This window comes from Methylobacterium sp. 1973, from assembly GCF_040545035.1.
Lineage (GTDB): Bacteria > Pseudomonadota > Alphaproteobacteria > Rhizobiales > Beijerinckiaceae > Methylobacterium > Methylobacterium fujisawaense.
Map to the genome: position 1 here is coordinate 48,231 of NZ_JBEPLA010000001.1, position 16,775 is coordinate 65,005.

General features: G+C 70.6%; 18 protein-coding genes. 13 read left to right on the forward strand and 5 right to left on the reverse strand.

Annotated features, from left to right (window positions below):
• Positions 1-34: 34 nt before the first annotated feature.
• The 4 genes from hpnE to hpnA are packed head-to-tail and all read right to left on the reverse strand — an operon-like array spanning position 35 to position 4,105.
• Positions 35-1,336, reverse strand: coding sequence for a hydroxysqualene dehydroxylase HpnE (gene hpnE, locus ABIC70_RS00215; RefSeq protein WP_111473208.1), 1,302 nt, complete (start codon positions 1,334-1,336; stop codon positions 35-37).
• Positions 1,336-2,187 (reverse strand): presqualene diphosphate synthase HpnD, encoded by an 852-nt coding sequence (gene hpnD, locus ABIC70_RS00220; RefSeq protein ID WP_053611139.1) that lies wholly within the window; start codon positions 2,185-2,187, stop codon positions 1,336-1,338. Before hpnD ends, hpnE begins: the two co-directional genes overlap by 1 nt.
• The gene (gene hpnC, locus ABIC70_RS00225) at positions 2,184-3,080 is read right to left on the reverse strand and encodes a squalene synthase HpnC (RefSeq protein WP_354438560.1); all 897 of its coding nucleotides are present in this window, start codon (positions 3,078-3,080) and stop codon (positions 2,184-2,186) included. The genes hpnD and hpnC overlap by 4 nt, the downstream gene beginning before the upstream one ends.
• A complete protein-coding gene (gene hpnA / locus ABIC70_RS00230) occupies positions 3,077-4,105 on the reverse strand; it encodes a hopanoid-associated sugar epimerase (protein ID WP_043346872.1) in 1,029 nt (342 codons plus the stop codon). Before hpnA ends, hpnC begins: the two co-directional genes overlap by 4 nt.
• A 528-nt stretch (positions 4,106-4,633) precedes the next feature.
• Between hpnA and rpsF the strand changes: the two genes are divergently transcribed.
• The 10 genes from rpsF to ABIC70_RS00280 all read left to right on the forward strand — a co-directional run bounded on the left by rpsF (position 4,634) and on the right by ABIC70_RS00280 (position 13,468).
• Entirely contained in the window at positions 4,634-5,095 is a 462-nt protein-coding gene (gene rpsF / locus ABIC70_RS00235; RefSeq protein ID WP_020090632.1) for a 30S ribosomal protein S6, read from the forward strand.
• A gap of 3 nt (positions 5,096-5,098) precedes the next feature.
• Positions 5,099-5,350: a 30S ribosomal protein S18 gene (rpsR, locus tag ABIC70_RS00240; protein WP_007561044.1), complete on the forward strand. Its 252-nt coding sequence runs from the start codon at positions 5,099-5,101 to the stop codon at positions 5,348-5,350.
• A gap of 127 nt (positions 5,351-5,477) precedes the next feature.
• On the forward strand, positions 5,478-6,557 hold the full coding sequence (locus ABIC70_RS00245) for a DUF2232 domain-containing protein (RefSeq protein WP_182591195.1): 1,080 nt from the start codon (positions 5,478-5,480) through the stop codon (positions 6,555-6,557).
• A gap of 41 nt (positions 6,558-6,598) precedes the next feature.
• A complete protein-coding gene (gene rplI, locus ABIC70_RS00250) occupies positions 6,599-7,171 on the forward strand; it encodes a 50S ribosomal protein L9 (RefSeq protein WP_043346875.1) in 573 nt (190 codons plus the stop codon).
• A gap of 369 nt (positions 7,172-7,540) precedes the next feature.
• Complete coding sequence (locus tag ABIC70_RS00255; RefSeq protein WP_043346877.1) at positions 7,541-9,028, forward strand: replicative DNA helicase; 1,488 nt, start codon at positions 7,541-7,543, stop codon at positions 9,026-9,028.
• Between the two features lie 132 nt (positions 9,029-9,160).
• Positions 9,161-9,610 (forward strand): cupin domain-containing protein, encoded by a 450-nt coding sequence (locus ABIC70_RS00260; RefSeq protein WP_354438561.1) that lies wholly within the window; start codon positions 9,161-9,163, stop codon positions 9,608-9,610.
• 10 nt (positions 9,611-9,620) lie between these two features.
• The gene (locus tag ABIC70_RS00265; RefSeq protein ID WP_053611134.1) at positions 9,621-10,523 is read left to right on the forward strand and encodes an SMP-30/gluconolactonase/LRE family protein; all 903 of its coding nucleotides are present in this window, start codon (positions 9,621-9,623) and stop codon (positions 10,521-10,523) included.
• Positions 10,524-10,528: 5 nt separating this feature from the next.
• Positions 10,529-11,416 (forward strand): VOC family protein, encoded by an 888-nt coding sequence (locus ABIC70_RS00270; protein WP_354438563.1) that lies wholly within the window; start codon positions 10,529-10,531, stop codon positions 11,414-11,416.
• Positions 11,417-11,498: 82 nt separating this feature from the next.
• The gene (gene lgt, locus ABIC70_RS00275) at positions 11,499-12,401 is read left to right on the forward strand and encodes a prolipoprotein diacylglyceryl transferase (RefSeq protein WP_374701296.1); all 903 of its coding nucleotides are present in this window, start codon (positions 11,499-11,501) and stop codon (positions 12,399-12,401) included.
• On the forward strand, positions 12,398-13,468 hold the full coding sequence (locus ABIC70_RS00280; RefSeq protein ID WP_354438564.1) for a class I SAM-dependent methyltransferase: 1,071 nt from the start codon (positions 12,398-12,400) through the stop codon (positions 13,466-13,468). Before lgt ends, ABIC70_RS00280 begins: the two co-directional genes overlap by 4 nt.
• A 43-nt stretch (positions 13,469-13,511) precedes the next feature.
• On the opposite strand, the gene ABIC70_RS00285 is transcribed toward ABIC70_RS00280, so the two are convergent.
• Complete coding sequence (locus ABIC70_RS00285; RefSeq protein ID WP_354438565.1) at positions 13,512-13,703, reverse strand: fibronectin-attachment protein (FAP); 192 nt, start codon at positions 13,701-13,703, stop codon at positions 13,512-13,514.
• Between the two features lie 144 nt (positions 13,704-13,847).
• Between ABIC70_RS00285 and pgeF the strand changes: the two genes are divergently transcribed.
• The 3 genes from pgeF to ABIC70_RS00300 all read left to right on the forward strand — a co-directional run bounded on the left by pgeF (position 13,848) and on the right by ABIC70_RS00300 (position 16,686).
• Positions 13,848-14,618, forward strand: coding sequence for a peptidoglycan editing factor PgeF (pgeF, locus tag ABIC70_RS00290; RefSeq protein ID WP_354438921.1), 771 nt, complete (start codon positions 13,848-13,850; stop codon positions 14,616-14,618).
• Positions 14,619-14,886: 268 nt separating this feature from the next.
• Entirely contained in the window at positions 14,887-15,726 is an 840-nt protein-coding gene (locus ABIC70_RS00295; protein WP_354438566.1) for an outer membrane protein, read from the forward strand.
• A 198-nt stretch (positions 15,727-15,924) separates the two neighbouring features.
• The gene (locus ABIC70_RS00300) at positions 15,925-16,686 is read left to right on the forward strand and encodes a DUF2076 domain-containing protein (protein WP_354438567.1); all 762 of its coding nucleotides are present in this window, start codon (positions 15,925-15,927) and stop codon (positions 16,684-16,686) included.
• The last annotated feature ends 89 nt before the right edge of the window (positions 16,687-16,775 follow it).

Sequence of the window (16,775 nt, forward strand, 5' to 3'; positions counted from 1 at the left end):
CCTCGAACGACCGCCTCGCGGCGGACGCCATGCCTCAAGCTGCGCCGCGCGCTGGGGTTCCAGAGCGCACGACCGATGCCGCGCGCAAGGAACGCGCGGCCGTCTGGCCCGAACGGATCGCTCCCTCGATCGTCGATGGCAGGCCGGTCGCAGTCCAATCGCCTGCCAGGACGAGATTCTCGTAGGCGGTTTCGGCCCCCGAGCGCCGCGCGGCTTCTGCCGGCGTCGCCGCGAAGGTCGCACGCTTCTCCTTTACGATCTGCCAGCTGGGCAGATCCGGTGCAAGGTTGCACAACTGTGCGATCTCGGCCCAAATCTGCCGCGCGAGGTCTTCGCGGGGCACATCGAGAAGCCGGTCGGCACCGCTGATCGTGACCGAATACCGGTCCGGATAGGCGAAAAGCCACTCCGTGAGACTGTTGACGACGCCGAGGACGAGGGGGCTGCCGGGCTTCGGAGCGAGCGCGAAATGCGCGTTCACGATGGAGCGGAATTCCGTCGGGGCGAGGAGACCGGGCAACACTTCCCGGGCCACCCACGGGGGCAGCGCCAGCACGACGCCGTCCTCCGGGCCGAGGCTCTCGGCGCCATCCGCGAACACGAGCTGCCCGACGCGACCGTCCACGGTCTCAAGCCCGCGCAGGCGCCGGCCCAGGCGGATCTCGGAGCCGCGCGCGGTGAGATAGCGAATCGCCGGGTCGACGAAGGCGTAGGACAGGCCTTCCACGGCGACGAGGGGTCGGCAGGCCTTCCCGCCGGCGCCCAGGGTCTCGCGGAGGATCCGGGCCGCCAGCCCGACATCGCTGTCGCGGGGCTCGGTGTTGAGGGCGGCGAGCAGCACCGGATGCCAGAGGCGCCGGTAGAGCGGGCCCTCGCAGGCCATGTGCGCGCCGATGGTCCCGCCCGCGCCCTCCGCCTTGCCGGAGGCCGCCCGCAGGATGCCGAGGGGCGCCAGGTAGTCCCGCGCCCGGGTGCCGGGAACGCGGCGCGCCGGGCTCATCACCCACCAGGGCAGCCGCCCGGCGTTGGGCCGCAGGCGCCAGCGCTCGCCCGTCTTCAGATCGGCGAAATCGAACTCCGCCGTGTCCGGACCGGTCAGCGCATCGGCCGGGGCACCGATAGTCCTGAGGAAGCCCAGGGCATCGGCATTGCCGGACAGCAGCAGGTGGTTGCCGTTGTCGATGGTCAGGCCGAGTGCCGGATCGTAGTACGAGCGGCAGCGGCCACCCGCCTGCTTGGCGGCCTCATGCAGGACCACCCGGACACCGGATTCCGCGAGGGCGACGGCGGCGGAGAGGCCGGCCAGGCCGGCGCCGACGACGTGGACGGTGCCCATCAGATCAGGCCGTGCCGGAGGACGACGCCCAGCAGCGCGAGCTTGCCGGGCTTCACCCGCGCCCGGGGCATCGCCCAGCCGCGGTCGACGACCGCCTTGAGATAGAGGTGATAGGCCGCCGCCATCAGCCGGGCGGCCTTGGTGGCCTTGCGGGGGCTGCGGCGGATGATCTCCCAGGTCGCCTCGTAATGCTCCTCCGCCTCGCGGGCGAGGGAGATGCAGACCTCGCCGATGCGCGGGTGGCTGATCGCCTGGACCGGCGTCGGATCGGTGAGGCCGATCGCCTGGAGCTTCTCGCGCGGCAGGTAGAGCCGGCCGCGCTCCGCATCCTCGTCGATGTCGCGGAGGATGTTGGTGAGCTGGAGCGCCCGGCCCTGGTGCCACGCCAGCCGGATGCCGTCCGCCTCCGGCATGCCGAAGATCCGCACCGACAGCCGGCCGACCGCGCTCGCGACCCGGTCGCAGTAGAGGTCGAGGGTTTCGGCGTCGGGGGCGACGATGTCCTCGACGGCGTCCATGGCCATGCCGTCGATGACCGCCTGGAAATCCTCGCGCTTCAGGCCGAAGCGGCGCACGGGCTCCACGAGGTCGCGCACGCGCGGCGCGGGCCGGCCGGCGTAGAGCGCGTCGATATCGGCCCGCCAGCGGTCAAGCTCGGCCTGCCGCACGGCGCGGCTGCCGCCGTCATCGGCGACGTCGTCGACGGCGCGGCAGAAGGCGTAGACGGCATACATCGCCTCCCGCCGCTCCTTCGGCAGCAGGCGCATCGCCGTATAGAAGGAGGAGCCGGCGGCGGGCAGCGCCGGGGCGGCGCTCTCTGGGTTCTGGGCGGGCGTGGCGGTGGCGGTCACGAGCGGATTCCTTGAGCCGCGGCCCGGATCGTGCGCCCGCGGAAGGGCCGGCGTGCCAGGGTGGCGGCGACGCCACCCAGAGCCGTCAGGGCGAAGGCGGCCTTGCCGTGATGGACCTTCTCCGAGAGCGGGTCGCGCTCCAGCAGGCCCCGGCTCAGCACCACGGCGAGGCGGTGGATGGCGGCGATCTCCAGCGACAGGCGCAGGTCGTCGATCAGATCCGGCAGGACCGCGCCCTCGTCGAGGAGGTCGAGGCATCTCTGCGCCAGGTCGCGGATCACCGCCCGGAGTTGCGGCGGCGCCTTGGCCTCGCCGAGCATCGCCACCGTGGCGCCGTGCCGATCCAGGCAATCCTGCGGGAGGTAGACCCGGTCCAGGGCGGCGTAGTCCTTGCCGCAATCCTGAAGGTGGTTGATCACCTGAAGGGCCGCGCAGATGGCGTCGGAGGCCCCGTAGACCCGGGCCGGATCCTCGCCGTGCACGTCGAGGACGAAGCGCCCCACCGGCATGGCCGAAAAGCGGCAGTAGTGGATCAGCTCATCCCAATCCGCGTATCGGCTCTTGCGGGCGTCCATGCGGAACGCGTCGAGGAGTTCCAGGGCGTGGCGGGGCGGCAGGCCGCGGGCCGCGAGCTCGCGCTTGAGCGGCTCGGCCTCCGGATCGGACGGGCCGGCGCCGGTCAGCGAATCGGCCAGGCTGTCGAGGAGCGCGATCTTGCGCTCCGGCGACAGCTCCGCGTGATCGGCCACGTCGTCGCCGGCGCGGACGAAATTGTAGAAGGCCAGGATCGCGCCGCGATGACGGGGATGGATCAGGTGCGAGGCGACGGGGAAGTTCTCGTCGCGGTGCCCCTTGCCGGAACGGGTCGCGGTGGCGGATTCGAGGGTGCTCATGCGAGGTACCCCGCTTCACGGAACCACGTGATCGCGTCCGACAGGCCCTCGCGGTAGGGCCGGGCCGTGTAGCCGAGTTCGGCGCGCGCCTTCCGATCCGAGAAGAACATCCGGTACCGCGACATGCGGATGCCGTCGATCGTCGCGAAGGGCTGGTTTCCGGTGACCCGGGCGGCGAGCTGGGCGAAGAACGCGACGGGATAGACCACGGCCCGCGGCAGGTTCACGGTCGGCGGCTTGCGCCCGACCATGCCGGCGATGTCGGCGAGCATCTGCGACAGGAACACGTCCTCGCCGCCGAGGATATAGCGCTCGCCCACCCGCCCCTTGCGGAGCGCCAGGAGATGGCCGTGGGCCACGTCGTCCACGTGAGCGAGGTTGAGCCCGGTATCCACGAAGGCCGGCATCTTGCCCAGCGCCGCCTCCTGGATGATCCGTCCGGTGGGCGTCGGCTTGACGTCGCGGGGGCCGATCGGCGTCGACGGGTTGACGATCACCGCCGGCAGGCCGTCCCGGGCGACCATCTCCTCGACCACCCGCTCGGCCACGACCTTGCTGCGCTTGTAGGCGCCGATGGCGGTCTCGGGCGTCAGCGGCATGGTCTCGTCGGAGGGCGTGACGCCGTCGGCCGGCGGCCGGATCGTCGCGACGCTCGATGTGTACACGACCCGCTCAACCCCGGCCTCCAGCGCCGCGCGCATCATCAGGCGCGTGCCGTCGCGGTTGGTGCGGACGATCTCTTCCATGTCCGGCGCCCACAGCCGGTAATCGGCGGCGGCGTGGATCAGGTAGCGCTGGCCGCGCATCGCCGCCGCCACGGCGGCCGGGTCGCGCATGTCGCCCTCGGCGATCTCCACGTCGGTCCAGGTGAGGTTGCGGCGCGGGCTCGACGCGCGCACGAGGATGCGCACCGGGAAGCCGGCCCGGCGAAAGACGTCGACCAGGGCTGAGCCGAGGAAGCCGCTCGCGCCGGTGATCAGCACGGGACCGACCTCGGAGGGGCCGGAAGATGGGGCCTCTGCCATCACGGATCTGGAGAATTACCGAACAACCAGCGCGGCCGGGGATCCCCAGCTGCGCCGCGCTTGTGTCATCGAACCGCCCGAGCGGCAAGCCGCGGTGCCCGTCGACGGATCCGGAGACCGATCGTGGCCGCCCCGCCGTCCGCTCGCAGAATCAGGCCCGGACGGCGCTGCCCCCGCGCGGTCTCCGGCACGAGCCCGGCCACGAGCCCGGCAGCGTGGCGCGCCAGATCCGAAGCCCGCTTCGACGCCGCACCGGGATGCCTGAAGCGCGCGGCGAACTTGCCAGAGCGGGAAAAACCGACTATGCGCCGCCCCTCGCGTTCGCTCCGGCCGGGGGCTGAACGGACAATGCTGCTTGCGGCATAGGGATCTTGTCGGATCCCGTCGTCCGGTGTCTCCGCCTTCGATCAACCGCTCGGGCCTGAAAATCGGCTCGAAGGGCTTGGCGCCGAGCGTCTCGCGAGATGAACCGGCCCGACTCAGCCGCCCTCCGGCGGCCGGGCTCCTTTTGACGATGAAAGGCCCGATATGCCTCTCTACGAGCATGTGCTCTTGGCCCGCCAGGACGTGACGTCCCAGCAGGTCGAGACGATGATCGACACCTACAAGGGTGTGATCGAGCAGAACGGTGGCCGTCTCGAGAAGATCGAGATGTGGGGCGTGAAGTCCCTCGCCTACCGGATCAAGAAGAACCGCAAGGCGCATTTCGCGCTCCTCAACATCGATGCCCCGCCGGCCGCCATCGCCGAGATGGAGCGCCAGATGCAGATCTCCGAGGACGTGCTGCGCTTCATGACCATCCGGGTCGAGGAGCTCGATTCCGAGCCGTCCGCCATGATGCAGAAGCGCGACCGCGACGACCGCAAGGATCGCGAGCGCGGCCGTCGTCGGGATGACGAGGGCTTCGGTGGTGGCGGCTTCGGCGGCGACCGGGGTGACCGCGGCGATCGCGGTGACCGCGGCGAGCGCAGCTTCGGCGGGGAGGGCTAACCCATGGCTTTCGGTGCTGGTGCAGGCGGCGGACGCCGTCCCTTCTTCCGTCGTCGCAAGACCTGCCCGTTCTCCGGCGCGAACGCGCCGAAGATCGACTACAAGGACGTCAAGCTCCTCTCCCGCTACGTGTCGGAGCGCGGCAAGATCGTCCCGTCGCGGATCACCGCGGTCTCGGCCAAGAAGCAGCGCGAGCTCGCCCAGGCGATCAAGCGTGCCCGCTTCCTCGGCCTGCTGCCCTACGTGATCAAGTAGGTCACCGAACCGACCGGCCCGGCTCTCGCCCGGGCCGGTCCTCACAGAGGGCGGCGCGCGCCGCCCGATCGTTGGGGCGTATCCGTGCCTCTAACCCTGCCGCACCGGCAGCGGGACAGCGGAATTCATGGCACAGCATATCGGCATCGGTATCGGCGCGGGCCTCGTCTCGGCACTCCTGTTCGGGGTGCTTCTGAAGGCGACCCCCCTCGCGATCCTGCTCTACCTCGTGGCTCCGCTGCCGATCCTGATCGTCGGCCTCGGCTGGAGCCATAAGGCCGCCCTCGTGGCGGCGGCCACCGGCAGCCTCGTGCTGATCCTCGTGATCGCCCCGTTCATGGGGCTCGCCTTCGCGGCCTACATCGCCCTCCCCGCCTGGTGGCTCGCCTACCTCACGCTCCTCGGGCGCGAGACGCAAGCCGGCCTTGAATGGTACCCGACCGGCCGCCTGCTCGGCTGGATCGCCGCCACGGCCGCCCTCGCCTTCATCGCCATCGCGGTCCTGTCGTCGCCGAATCACGCGGCCTTCGATGCGCAGCTGCGCGGGCTCGCCCAGACGCTGGTGCAGACGCGGATGCCTGCAACCCGGAGCCCTGCCGAAACCCGACGCGCCGGTGCGCCGTCGACCGGCTCCGTCGCCGCCGGCCAGGACGCCGCCGGCCAAGGCACGGCCGGACAGGACGCGGGCGGACAGGACGCGGCGGCCGCGCCCGAGCCGGCGCCGCAGACCGGTGACGATCAGGCCGACGTGACGCGGACCGAGGTCGCGGATGCCCTCGCCCGAGTGGTGCCGGCCTTGGCGGCGAACGGTCTCGCGCTGCTGCTGGCCTTCTATCTCTGGGCCTCGGCCCGGATCGTGAAGATCTCGGGCCGCCTGCCGCGGCCCTGGCCGGACATCCCCTCCACCACGATGCCGCGCTCGACGCTCGCGGCGCTCGCGGCCGCCGTCGCGATGTGCTTCGCCCCCGGCTATGTCGGCGTCTTCGGCGTCGCGCTGGTCGGAGCCTTCAGCGCAGCCTTCGCCCTTCAGGGACTCGCCGCCTTCCACGACCGTTCCCGCGGCCGGCCCGGACGCGGGCTGATGCTGTTCGGCATGTATCTGATCCTGTTCGTGACCCAGGGTATCGCCCTGGTCGCCCTCACCCTGTTCGGCCTCGCCGATACAGCCCTCGACCGCCGGCGTCCCAAGGACAGCCCGGCGCCGTGAGACCCCGGCCTCAGCGGCCGACCACCTGAAGGAGAAAGACCATGGAAGTGATCCTGCTCGAGCGCGTGGCCAAGCTTGGCCAGATGGGCGAGACCGTGAATGTCCGCCCGGGCTTCGCCCGCAACTTCCTGCTCGCCCGCGGCAAGGCCCTGCGCGCGACGGAAGCCAACAAGAAGCATTTCGAGGCCCAGCGCGCCCAGCTCGAGGCCCGCAACCTCGACCGCAAGAAGGACGCCGAGGCCGTCGCCGAGAAGCTGAACGGCCAGAGCTTCGTCCTGATCCGCCAGTCGGGCGAGACCGGCGTGCTCTACGGCTCCGTCTCGACCCGCGACCTCGCCGAGGTCGTCTCGAAGGAGGGCTTCACGGTCGACCGCGGCCAGTTCACCCTGAACCAGCCGATCAAGACCCTGGGTCTCCATAAGGTCCCGGTGGTGCTGCACCCCGAGGTCGAGGTCGAGATCACCGTCAACGTCGCCCGCAGCCCCGAGGAGGCCGAGCGTCAGGCCCGCGGCGAGTCGGTCACCGAGCGCGAGGCGTTCAACCTCGACGACCTGGGTCTCGAGGTCGGCATGGCGCTGGCCGATGCCGGCGAGGGTGCCGACGACCGCGGCTGATTTCTTCCGCGGATGGTCCGACCGGCTTCGGGGCCGGTCGGACGTGCGGGACATAGCGGGCCGGGTACCGGACCGGGCCACGTCCTAGGCCGGGCGCCGGACGCGCCGCGTTCGGGCTCGGCTGGGAACCGTCCCCAGCCCTGTATACCGGTGAACACTGGGGACGATTGCCCCCGAGACTTGACACGTTCCAGTTTTGTTCCAGCATGGACGCCCGCCGCTCGCGAGAGTCGGCGGGCGTCCGCTTTTCCGCGCCCCGGCCCGGGAGAACCGGCCGTCGGCTAAGCTTCGGTAACCATACCGAGGCCAAGGTCGTGCGGTGTGATCCTGGCGCGCCCGCCGCGGCGCCTGATACGGAGTCGTCCGCCGATGGCCCTGCCCAATGCGCTCACGGCCAAGCTCGAAACGGTCCAGGCCGAGTACCGCGTCGCCCCGCACAACATCGACGCGGAGCAGGCGCTGCTGGGCGCGATCCTGGTGAACAACGACGCCTATTACCGGGTGTCGGACTTCCTGCTGGCCGAGCACTTCATGGAGGATGCCCACCAGCAGATCTTCACGGTGGCGGCGTCCCTGATCAAGGCGGGCAAGCTCGCCACGCCCATCACCATGAAGACCTATCTGGGCGACGCCGATTTCGGCGGCCAGACGGTGATGCAGTACCTCGCCCGGCTCGCCGCCGACGCCACCACGGTGATCAATGCCGGCGAGTACGGCCGCACGATCTACGACCTCGCCATCCGCCGCCGGCTGATCACCATCGGCGAGGATCTGGTGAACGGCGCCTACGAGGCGCCCGTGGAGCAGGCGCCGCGCGACCAAATCGAGGAAACCGAGCGGCGGCTCTACGAACTGGCCGAGGCCGGACGCTACGACGGCGGCTTCCAGAAGTTCTCCGACGCGCTGACCGCCGCGGTCGACATGGCCGCCAAGGCCTATCAGCGCGAGGGCAAGCTCTCCGGCATCGCCACGGGCCTCAGCGATCTCGACGCCAAGATGGGCGGCCTCCAGCCCTCCGACCTGATCATTCTCGCGGGCCGCCCGGCCATGGGCAAGACCTCGCTGGTGACCAACATCGCCTTCAACATCGCCAAGGCCTATCGCGGCGAGAAGCAGGCGGACGGCACGACCAAGACCGTGAATGGCGGGATCGTCGGGTTCTTCTCCCTCGAAATGTCGGCCGAGCAGCTCGCCACCCGTATCATCGCCGAGCAGTCGGGCGTCCCCTCCTATAAGATCCGCCGCGGCGACATCCGGCCGGAAGATTTCTACAAGATCACCGATGCCGCCCGCGACATGCAGACGATCCCGTTCTACATCGACCAGAGCGGCGGCATCTCGATCGCCCAGCTCGCCGCCCGGGCCCGGCGCCTCAAGCGCCAGAAGGGGCTGGATCTGCTGATCGTCGATTATCTCCAGCTGCTGTCGGGCTCGGGCAAGCGCAGCGACAACCGCGTGCAGGAGATGACCGAGATCACCACGGGCATGAAGGCGCTCGCCAAGGAACTGGCGGTGCCGATCATCGGCCTGTCGCAGCTCTCGCGTCAGGTGGAGAACCGCGACGACAAGCGCCCGCAGCTCGCCGACCTTCGCGAATCGGGCTCGATCGAGCAGGACGCCGACGTGGTGATGTTCGTGTTCCGTGAGGAATACTACGTCGGCAACAAGAAGCCCCGCGAAGGGACCGAAGAGTTCTTCGCCTGGGAGGCCGAGATGCAGCGCGTCCACGGCAAGGCCGAGGTCATCCTCGGCAAGCAGCGTCACGGCCCGACCGGCACGGTCGAGCTGCAGTTCGACGCCAACATCACCCGGTTCTCGAACCTCGCGCAGACGGATCGGATCCCCGAGCAGATGTGACGGCGCGGGCCGCTGGCGGGTCCGGCCTCGGGACGGCACGTCGGCCGTCCCGATCGCCGACATCCGCGCGCGAACCATCGCCAAGCCCGGCCGTTGTGGGACAACAAGTGTCCCGCCGCGGCAGGAGCGACGATGAGCGAGCAGACCCCTCCGAAGATGCCGTACTGGCACGTCTACACCGATGCGGAGGGGGTGAGCCGCCAGGAGCTGTTCCATCTCGAGCGGTTCAAGTTCGAGGGGATCAACCCCGAGACCGCGCCGCAGTGGAACGACAAGATGGATCCGGCCCCGTCGGTCGTGACCTTCACGGTCCTGCCGGTCGGGTGGGTGGGCGAGTGGCACGAGAATCCGCGGCCGCAATGGATCGCCATCCTCTCGGGGCGCTGGTTCGTCGAGACCATGGACGGCCACCGGGTCGAGATGGGCCCGGGCGAGCTGATGATGGGCGAGGACCAGAACACGAAAGCGCGGGACGGCAAGAAGGGCCACCTGTCCGGCACGGTGGGCGACGAGCCCTGCACCATGATCGTGACCGGCCTGCAGGTCGAGCCGACCGTCAATCAGCCCGGCCGCTTCAGGTAGGCCCGGTCTGATGGAGGGCTTCGACCTCACGCAGCCGCGCTTCAAGGCCTACATCCTGCCGAACGCGCCGCTGGAGAAGCTCGCCGAGGGGTTCCGCTGGACGGAGGGTCCGGTCTGGTTCGGCGACCGCGACGAGCTGCTGTTCTCGGATCTCCCGAACAACCGGGTGATGCGCTGGTCCGACTCTGCCGGCCTGAGTGTCTACCGGGCGGCGAGCGACTTCGAGAACGGCCACGCCCGCGACCGCCAGGGACGGATGCTGTCCTGCTCGCATCGCGGCCGGCGCATCCACCGCACCGAACTCGACGGAAGCATCACCAGCCTCGTGGAGCGCTACCGGGGGCGGCGGCTGAACTCGCCCAACGACATCGTCTGCAAGTCGGACGGGACGATCTGGTTCTCGGATCCGCCCTACGGCATCCAGACCGACTATGAAGGCGGCAAGCAGGATTCCGAGCTGCCCGCCGCGGTCTACCGGTTCGACCCGCGCGACGGCTCGCTGCGGGTGGTGGCCGACGATTTCCAGGGGCCGAACGGGCTGTGCTTCTCGCCCGACGAGCGCAGGCTCTACATCGTCGAGACCGGCCTGCAGTTCGACACCGACCCGCTCCAGCACGTCCGCGTGTTCGACGTCGGCGAAGACGGCGGCCTGTCCGGGGGCGCCGTCTTCTGCACGATCGCGCCGGGCAATGCCGACGGGATCCGCTGCGACGAGCATGGCAATCTCTGGTCGAGCGCCGGGGACGGGGTCCACTGCATCGACCCGGGCGGCGAGCTGGTCGGCAAGATCCGCGTGCCCGCGACGGTCGCCAACCTGACCTTCGGCGGCCGCAACAACAGCCGCCTCTTCCTCTGCGCCTCGCAGGCGCTCTACGCGATCTACGTGAACGTGCGGGGGGCTCCTCTCCTGTGAGCGGGGTGCGGGCGCTCATCGGGTTCGGCCGCACCGTCGCGGACCTTGCCGTCACGGAAGTTTTCTACCGGGACGGGCTCGGCTTCGCGCGGATCGCGCCGCCGGAACCCCTGCCCCCCGCGCAGGCGGAAGCGATGGGACTCGGGGACAGGCGCGCGACGCAGCTGCGCATGCGGCTCGGCGCGCAGACCGTCACCTTCCTCACGGTGGATCCGCCCGGTGCGCCCTACCCGGCCGATCCGGCGGCGACCGACCCGTTCTTCCAGCATCTCGCGATCCCGGTCCGCGACATGGCGGCCGCGATGGCGCAGCTCGCGCCGCTATCCCCGCTTCCCATCAGCCGCGGCGGTCCCCAGCGCCTGCCGGAATCCACGGGGGGCGTGACCGCCTACAAGTTCCGTGACCCCGACGGGCACCCGCTGGAGCTGATCGTCTTTCCCGGCGGCCCCCCGGCCGACCGCTGGCGCGAGGCGCCGGGGCTGTTTCTGGGGATCGATCACTCGGCGATCACCGTCACCGATCTTGAGGCGACCCTGGCCTTCCTGACCGGCCCCCTCGGTCTCACGCTGGCGGAACGCGGCCTGAATCAGGGCCCGGAACAGGCACGCCTCGATGGCCTGGACGATCCGCAGGTCGATGTGCTGGCGCTGGAACCATCGGAGCCGGTGCCGCACGTGGAACTGCTGCATTATCGCGTGCCCGCCACCGAACGGCGGCTCGTCTTCGGGCCCGCCGACCGGGCCGCGACCCGCTACGTCTTCGCCACGGCCGATCCGCAGGCCTTGTCGCGACGCTTGCGCGCGGCCGGACGGGTTCCGCAGGCCTCCGCCGACGGCGCAGCGGTCTATTGCGCGGGGCCGGACGGACACGGCGTCTTGTTCGTGCGCGCCTGAGGCCTCCACTCCGGCAGGGTGCCCTCGGGCTTGACGCGTCGCCCCTCCGGCGTCCAATCCGGCCGCCCCGGAGGTGAGACTGATGCCGTTCCTCGCCCTGCCCTTTCCGGCCATCGATCCTGTGGCGCTCGCGATCGGGCCGATCACGATCAAATGGTACGCCCTCGCCTACATCGCCGGCCTGATCGGCGGGTGGTACTACGCGCGCCGCCTCGTCATGGCCGACAGCCTCTGGGGCGTGGTGAAGCGCCCGCAGGTCGTCGACATCGACGACCTCGTCGTCTGGGTGGCGCTCGGCGTCGTGCTCGGCGGCCGGATCGGCTACGTGCTGTTCTACAATCTCCCGATGTACATCGCCGATCCGATGGAGATCCTGGCGATCCGCAACGGCGGCATGTCGTTCCACGGCGGCTTCATCGGGGCGATCCTGGCCTTCCTGCTGTTCGCGCGCGGCAAGGGCCTTAACGGCTACACGCTCCTCGATATCGGCGCGGTGGTCGTACCGATCGGCCTGTTCTTCGGCCGGATCGCCAATTTCGTGAACGGCGAACTCTGGGGCCGCGTGGCGCCGGACTTCCCCTACGCCATCGTGTTCCCGAGCGGCGGGCCCGTGCCCCGCCATCCGAGCCAGCTCTACGAGGCCGCCACAGAAGGTCTGCTGCTGTTCATCGTGATGGCGGTGAGCGTCCGCCGGTTCGGCTTCCGCAAGCCAGGCCTCCTCGGCGGCATCTTCGTCCTCGGCTACGCCCTGGCGCGGACCTTCTGCGAGTTCTTCCGCGAGCCGGACCGCCAGCTCGGCTTCCTGTTCGGCGACCATTTCGGTCCGATGGGCGGCGGCGTGACCATGGGCATGCTGCTGTGCGTGCCGATGATGGTCGTCGGCCTCACCTACATCGTGCTGGCCGGGACCGGCCGGACGCGTCCGCGCCATCCGGTGGCGACACCCGCCGCCGAGGCGGACCGCAAGGCGGCCGTCGAGGCGTGAGCCCCCTCGGAGCCGAGATCGCGGCGCTGATCCGCCAGAACGGGCCGATCGGCGTCGATCGCTACATGGCCCTGTGCCTCGGCCATCCGGTCCACGGCTACTACCGCACCCGCGACCCTCTGGGCGCCCGGGGCGACTTCACCACCGCGCCCGAGATCAGCCAGATGTTCGGCGAGCTGATCGGTGCCTGGAGCGCCTATGTCCACGAGCTGATGGGACGACCCGATCCGCTGGTTCTGGTGGAGCTGGGGCCCGGCCGCGGCACGCTGATGGCGGACGCGCTGCGGGCGTTGCGGGCGGCGCGCCCGGGAATGCGCGTGGCGCCGCAACTGGTGGAGACCAGCCCGGTCCTGCGGGCCGCGCAGGAACGCCTCCTCGCCGGGACCGGCGCGGCGTGGCACGCCGACATCGAGTCGCTGCCTCCGGGTCCCGCGATCATCCTGGCGAACGAGTTCTTCGACTGCCTGCCGGTGCGCCAGTTCGAGCGCCGGCCGACGGGCTGGCACGAGCGGCAGGTCGGCCTCGATCCGCAGGGCGGCCTCGCCTTCGGGCTGTCGCCGGAGCCGACCCCCGGCCTCGACGCGGACGGCCCGGACGGGGCGCTCATGAGCGTGCCGACGGCCGGGCTCGCGCTGATGCGCAGCTTGGCGCGGCGTCTGTGCACCCAGGGGGGCAGCCTGCTGGCCATCGATTACGGCCATGTCCGACCGGGCTTCGGCGACACCCTCCAGGCCCTGTCGGGGCATCGCTTCGCCGATCCACTGGCCGCGCCCGGCGAGGCGGATCTGACGCATCATGTCGATTTCGCCGCCCACGCGAAGGCGGCGCAGGCCGAGGGCGCGGCGATCCAAGGGCCGGTGGACCAGGGCGACTTCCTGGCCGCCCTCGGCCTCGGCGCCCGTGCCGAACGTCTGAAGGCCCGGGCCAATGCGGCGCAATCCGCCGCGATCGACGCGGCAATCACCCGCCTCACGGATCCGAGCCGGGGCGGGATGGGCAGCCTGTTCAAGGTGATGGCGGTGAGCGGCCCGGCCCTCGGACCACTCCCGGGGTTTCCGGCGGCCTGAGCCGCCGGGCCGATTCCTCGGCCCCGCAGGGGGCCGGATTCGGTCAGCCGAAGGAGCCGAAGCCGGAATCCGTCTGGGTGGACGGCCGCGGTGTCGGCGGTGCAGGCGGGTTGAGGTCGGTCGGGTCGAAGTCGGCGGGCTCTCCCGTGACGGGGTGGGCGGGCGCGCTCGGGATCCGGGGCTCTTCAGCCTCGGGCGTCTCGGGCAGGACGTCGGTCTCGATCCCTCGTGACATTGCGATCCTTCTCAAGGCGGAGCCGGATCGGCTCCATACTGCAATGCAGCAAGAATCTGACGGTTGAACGACATCGTCAAGGGTCCGCCCTTGCGCTATCGGGGCGCGATACGAGCAACCGCGAGGCCGACCGTGACCGCAGGCATGATCATCGAGGCGCCGGAACTCTCCGCGCATGCGGGCGTGCGCCACGCCTTCTTCACCCGCGTCGGCGGGGTTTCGGACGGCCTCTACGCGTCGCTCAACGGGGGGCTCGGCTCCCAGGACGTGCCGGAGCGTGTCGCCGAGAACCGGGCGCGGATGTGCGGCCGGCTCGGCCTGCCGCCGGATCGGCTCGTCAGCCTGTACCAGGTCCACTCGGCCGATGTCGTCACCGTCGAAGTGCCCTTCGCGGCGGCGGAGCGGCCCAAGGCCGACGCCATGGTGACGCGGGTGCCGGGCCTGGCGCTCGGTATCGCCACGGCGGATTGCGGGCCGATCCTGTTCGCGGATCCCGAGAACGGGGTCGTCGGTGCCGCCCATGCCGGCTGGAAGGGCGCCCTCACCGGCGTGATCGGCGCGACGGTGGCGGCGATGGAGGCGCTCGGCGCGCGGCGGCAGCGGATCGTCGCCGTGCTGGGCCCGACGATCGGGCAGGCTTCCTACGAGGTCGGCCCGGACTTCATCACCCGGTTCCGGTCCGACGCCCCCAGCATGGAGCGCTTCCTCGCGGCCGGCACGCGGCCCGGACACGCGCAGTTCGACCTGCCGGGCTTCATCCTGGCCCGGCTCGCCGAGGCCGATGTCGGGAAAGCCAGCGCGCTCAACCTCTGCACCTACGCGGATCCGGAGCGGTTCTACAGCTATCGGCGGACCACGCATCGCGGCGAGGCCGATTACGGACGCCTCATCTCCGCCGTGACGCTCGTCCCCTGACGGCGCGGTCCGCCACCGGACACGGGGGTGCGACACTTTGTCGATGCACGGGTGAGAAAAAAGCGTAGCCGTGAATGAACCTTGGCCATTCGCCCGCGTTGGGGGGTCAAGGTGCCGGGGATAAACGGCGGGTTGCCATAAGGGGCCGCGAATGCGGTCGGCGACACCGCGGAGCGCAAAGCAGCCCTGGAACCGCTGGAACGCAGCCAGATCCGGTTACGCCCCCGTCCGGCCACGGTCGGGGCGGACCACCAGTGAGGACCAGATCATGAAATCCCTGCTCCGTGTGACCACGGCCCTCGCGGGCGTCGCCTTCGCCGGCTCGGCCTTCGCCGCCGACCTGCCGCGCCGCGCCGCCCCGCCGCCGATCTTCACCCCCGTCCCGGTCTTCACCTGGACCGGCGCCTATTTCGGTATCAACGCCGGCTACGCCTTCGACGCCAGCGACCGCAACACCGGTTCCAGCTTCGGCGTGCCCTTCCCCTACGCCGCCCCCGGCACCGTCGCGACCTTCCGCAACCGCAGCCAGGACGGCTTCTCCGGCGGTGGCCAGGTCGGCTACAACTACCAGTTCACGCCCGGCTCCGGCATCGTCATCGGCGTCGAGGCCGACGCCCAGTACCTCGACTTCGGCCGCAGCCGGAACAACGCCTTCATCTCCGGCGCGCTGGCCCCCGGCTACTACGTCACCGACCCGCGCGGCCTCTCCAGCCTCGACTTCTTCGGCACCGTCCGCGGTCGCCTCGGCTACGCCTTCGACCGCACCCTGATCTACGGCACCGGCGGCTTCGCCTACGGCTCGGGCAGCGCCGACCGCTCCTTCGGCGGCTATGCCGGCAACGACAGCTTCCGCACCGGCTGGGCCGCCGGCGGCGGCATCGAGTATGCCCTGCCCACCGACTCCTTCCTGAACTTCTTCCGCTCGTCGGCCGTGACGCTCAAGGTCGAAGGCCTGTACGTCAACCTCGACCGTGGCACCCGCAACCAGGGCGCGCTCGTCGTCAACGCCGCCAACAACTTCCCCGTCGTCTACAGCGGCATCGGCCGCCGCTCCGACGAGTTCGCCGTCGTCCGCGCCGGCCTGAACTACAAGTTCGGCACCTTCTAGGATTGCGCGACGGCGCGGCTACGGCCGCGTTCGGGATCCGCCTCTGGGAAGCCCGGCCGAAAGGTCGGGCTTCTCGTTTTTCGCAGTCGGCGGATGAAGTTTTCGCAATCCCCCTGACAAAGCGTCGCCGCGCACCCATGTCGTGTCTGCCATGCGGCGCGTTCGGGCCCGCGGGTGAGATTCGAGGAGGACGACTCCATGAACAGCGAAGAACGCGACGTCATTTCGGGCATCTTCCAGCGGCTGGAGCAGGCGCAGACCCAGCCCCGCGACGCGGAGGCGGAGCGCTTCATCGCCGACAAGATCCGCGCCCAGCCCTACGCGCCCTACGCGATGGCGCAGCTGATCTACGTCCAGGAAGAGGCGATCAAGAGCCTGAACCAGCAGCTGGAGCAGGCGCGCAGCCAAGCGGCCTCTGCGCAGCCCTCGGGCGGCGGCGGCGGCTTCCTGTCGAGCATCTTCGGCGGCGGCAGCCAGCGCCAGGAGCCGCAGCCCGGCTACGCACAGCAGCGTCCCGCCGGACAACCCTGGGGCAATCAGGGCGGCGCGCCCCCGCAGGGCTATCCCCAGCAAGGCTACCCGCAGCAGGGGGGCTATCCCCAGCAGGGCGGCCCGTGGGGCGGTCAGCCGCAGGCGCCGGCCCGCGGCGGCGGCTTCATGGCGACGGCGCTCCCCATGGCGGCGGGCGCGGCCGGCGGCATGCTCCTGGGCAGCGCCCTGTCGAACGCCTTCGCGGGCGGCCACTCGAGCCTCGGCAGCGCTGCGGCCGCCGGCCTGGGCGGCGGTGCCGGCGAGACCGTGGTCAACAACTACTACGGCGACGGTGGCAACCAGGATCTCGGAGCTGCCCTGGACAACAGCGGCGGCGACCTGGGTAGCTTCCAGGACGCGAACTACAGCGATCCGGGTGGCGATTTCGGCGGCGACCTGGGCGGCGGCGACGACAGCGACTGGACCTGATCGTCCAGCCCCGGCTCAGCCCCCAAAGAGAGAGGCCCGGTCGCGTCAGGCGCGGCCGGGCCTTTCCGTATCCGAAGGGTCAGCCTGCG

Excerpts from the sequence above, each read along its gene's own strand:
- hpnE (WP_111473208.1), bottom strand. The coding sequence starts at position 1,336 with ATGGGCACCGTCCACGTCGTCGGCGCCGGCCTGGCCGGCCTCTCCGCC.
- hpnC (WP_354438560.1), bottom strand. The coding sequence starts at position 3,080 with ATGAGCACCCTCGAATCCGCCACCGCGACCCGTTCCGGCAAGGGGCAC.
- hpnA (WP_043346872.1), bottom strand. The coding sequence starts at position 4,105 with ATGGCAGAGGCCCCATCTTCCGGCCCCTCCGAGGTCGGTCCCGTGCTG.
- rpsF (WP_020090632.1), top strand. The coding sequence starts at position 4,634 with ATGCCTCTCTACGAGCATGTGCTCTTGGCCCGCCAGGACGTGACGTCC.
- rpsR (WP_007561044.1), top strand. The coding sequence starts at position 5,099 with ATGGCTTTCGGTGCTGGTGCAGGCGGCGGACGCCGTCCCTTCTTCCGT.
- ABIC70_RS00245 (WP_182591195.1), top strand. The coding sequence starts at position 5,478 with ATGGCACAGCATATCGGCATCGGTATCGGCGCGGGCCTCGTCTCGGCA.
- rplI (WP_043346875.1), top strand. The coding sequence starts at position 6,599 with ATGGAAGTGATCCTGCTCGAGCGCGTGGCCAAGCTTGGCCAGATGGGC.
- ABIC70_RS00255 (WP_043346877.1), top strand. The coding sequence starts at position 7,541 with ATGGCCCTGCCCAATGCGCTCACGGCCAAGCTCGAAACGGTCCAGGCC.
- ABIC70_RS00260 (WP_354438561.1), top strand. The coding sequence starts at position 9,161 with ATGAGCGAGCAGACCCCTCCGAAGATGCCGTACTGGCACGTCTACACC.
- ABIC70_RS00265 (WP_053611134.1), top strand. The coding sequence starts at position 9,621 with ATGGAGGGCTTCGACCTCACGCAGCCGCGCTTCAAGGCCTACATCCTG.
- lgt (WP_374701296.1), top strand. The coding sequence starts at position 11,499 with ATGCCGTTCCTCGCCCTGCCCTTTCCGGCCATCGATCCTGTGGCGCTC.
- ABIC70_RS00285 (WP_354438565.1), bottom strand. The coding sequence starts at position 13,703 with ATGTCACGAGGGATCGAGACCGACGTCCTGCCCGAGACGCCCGAGGCT.
- pgeF (WP_354438921.1), top strand. The coding sequence starts at position 13,848 with ATGATCATCGAGGCGCCGGAACTCTCCGCGCATGCGGGCGTGCGCCAC.
- ABIC70_RS00295 (WP_354438566.1), top strand. The coding sequence starts at position 14,887 with ATGAAATCCCTGCTCCGTGTGACCACGGCCCTCGCGGGCGTCGCCTTC.
- ABIC70_RS00300 (WP_354438567.1), top strand. The coding sequence starts at position 15,925 with ATGAACAGCGAAGAACGCGACGTCATTTCGGGCATCTTCCAGCGGCTG.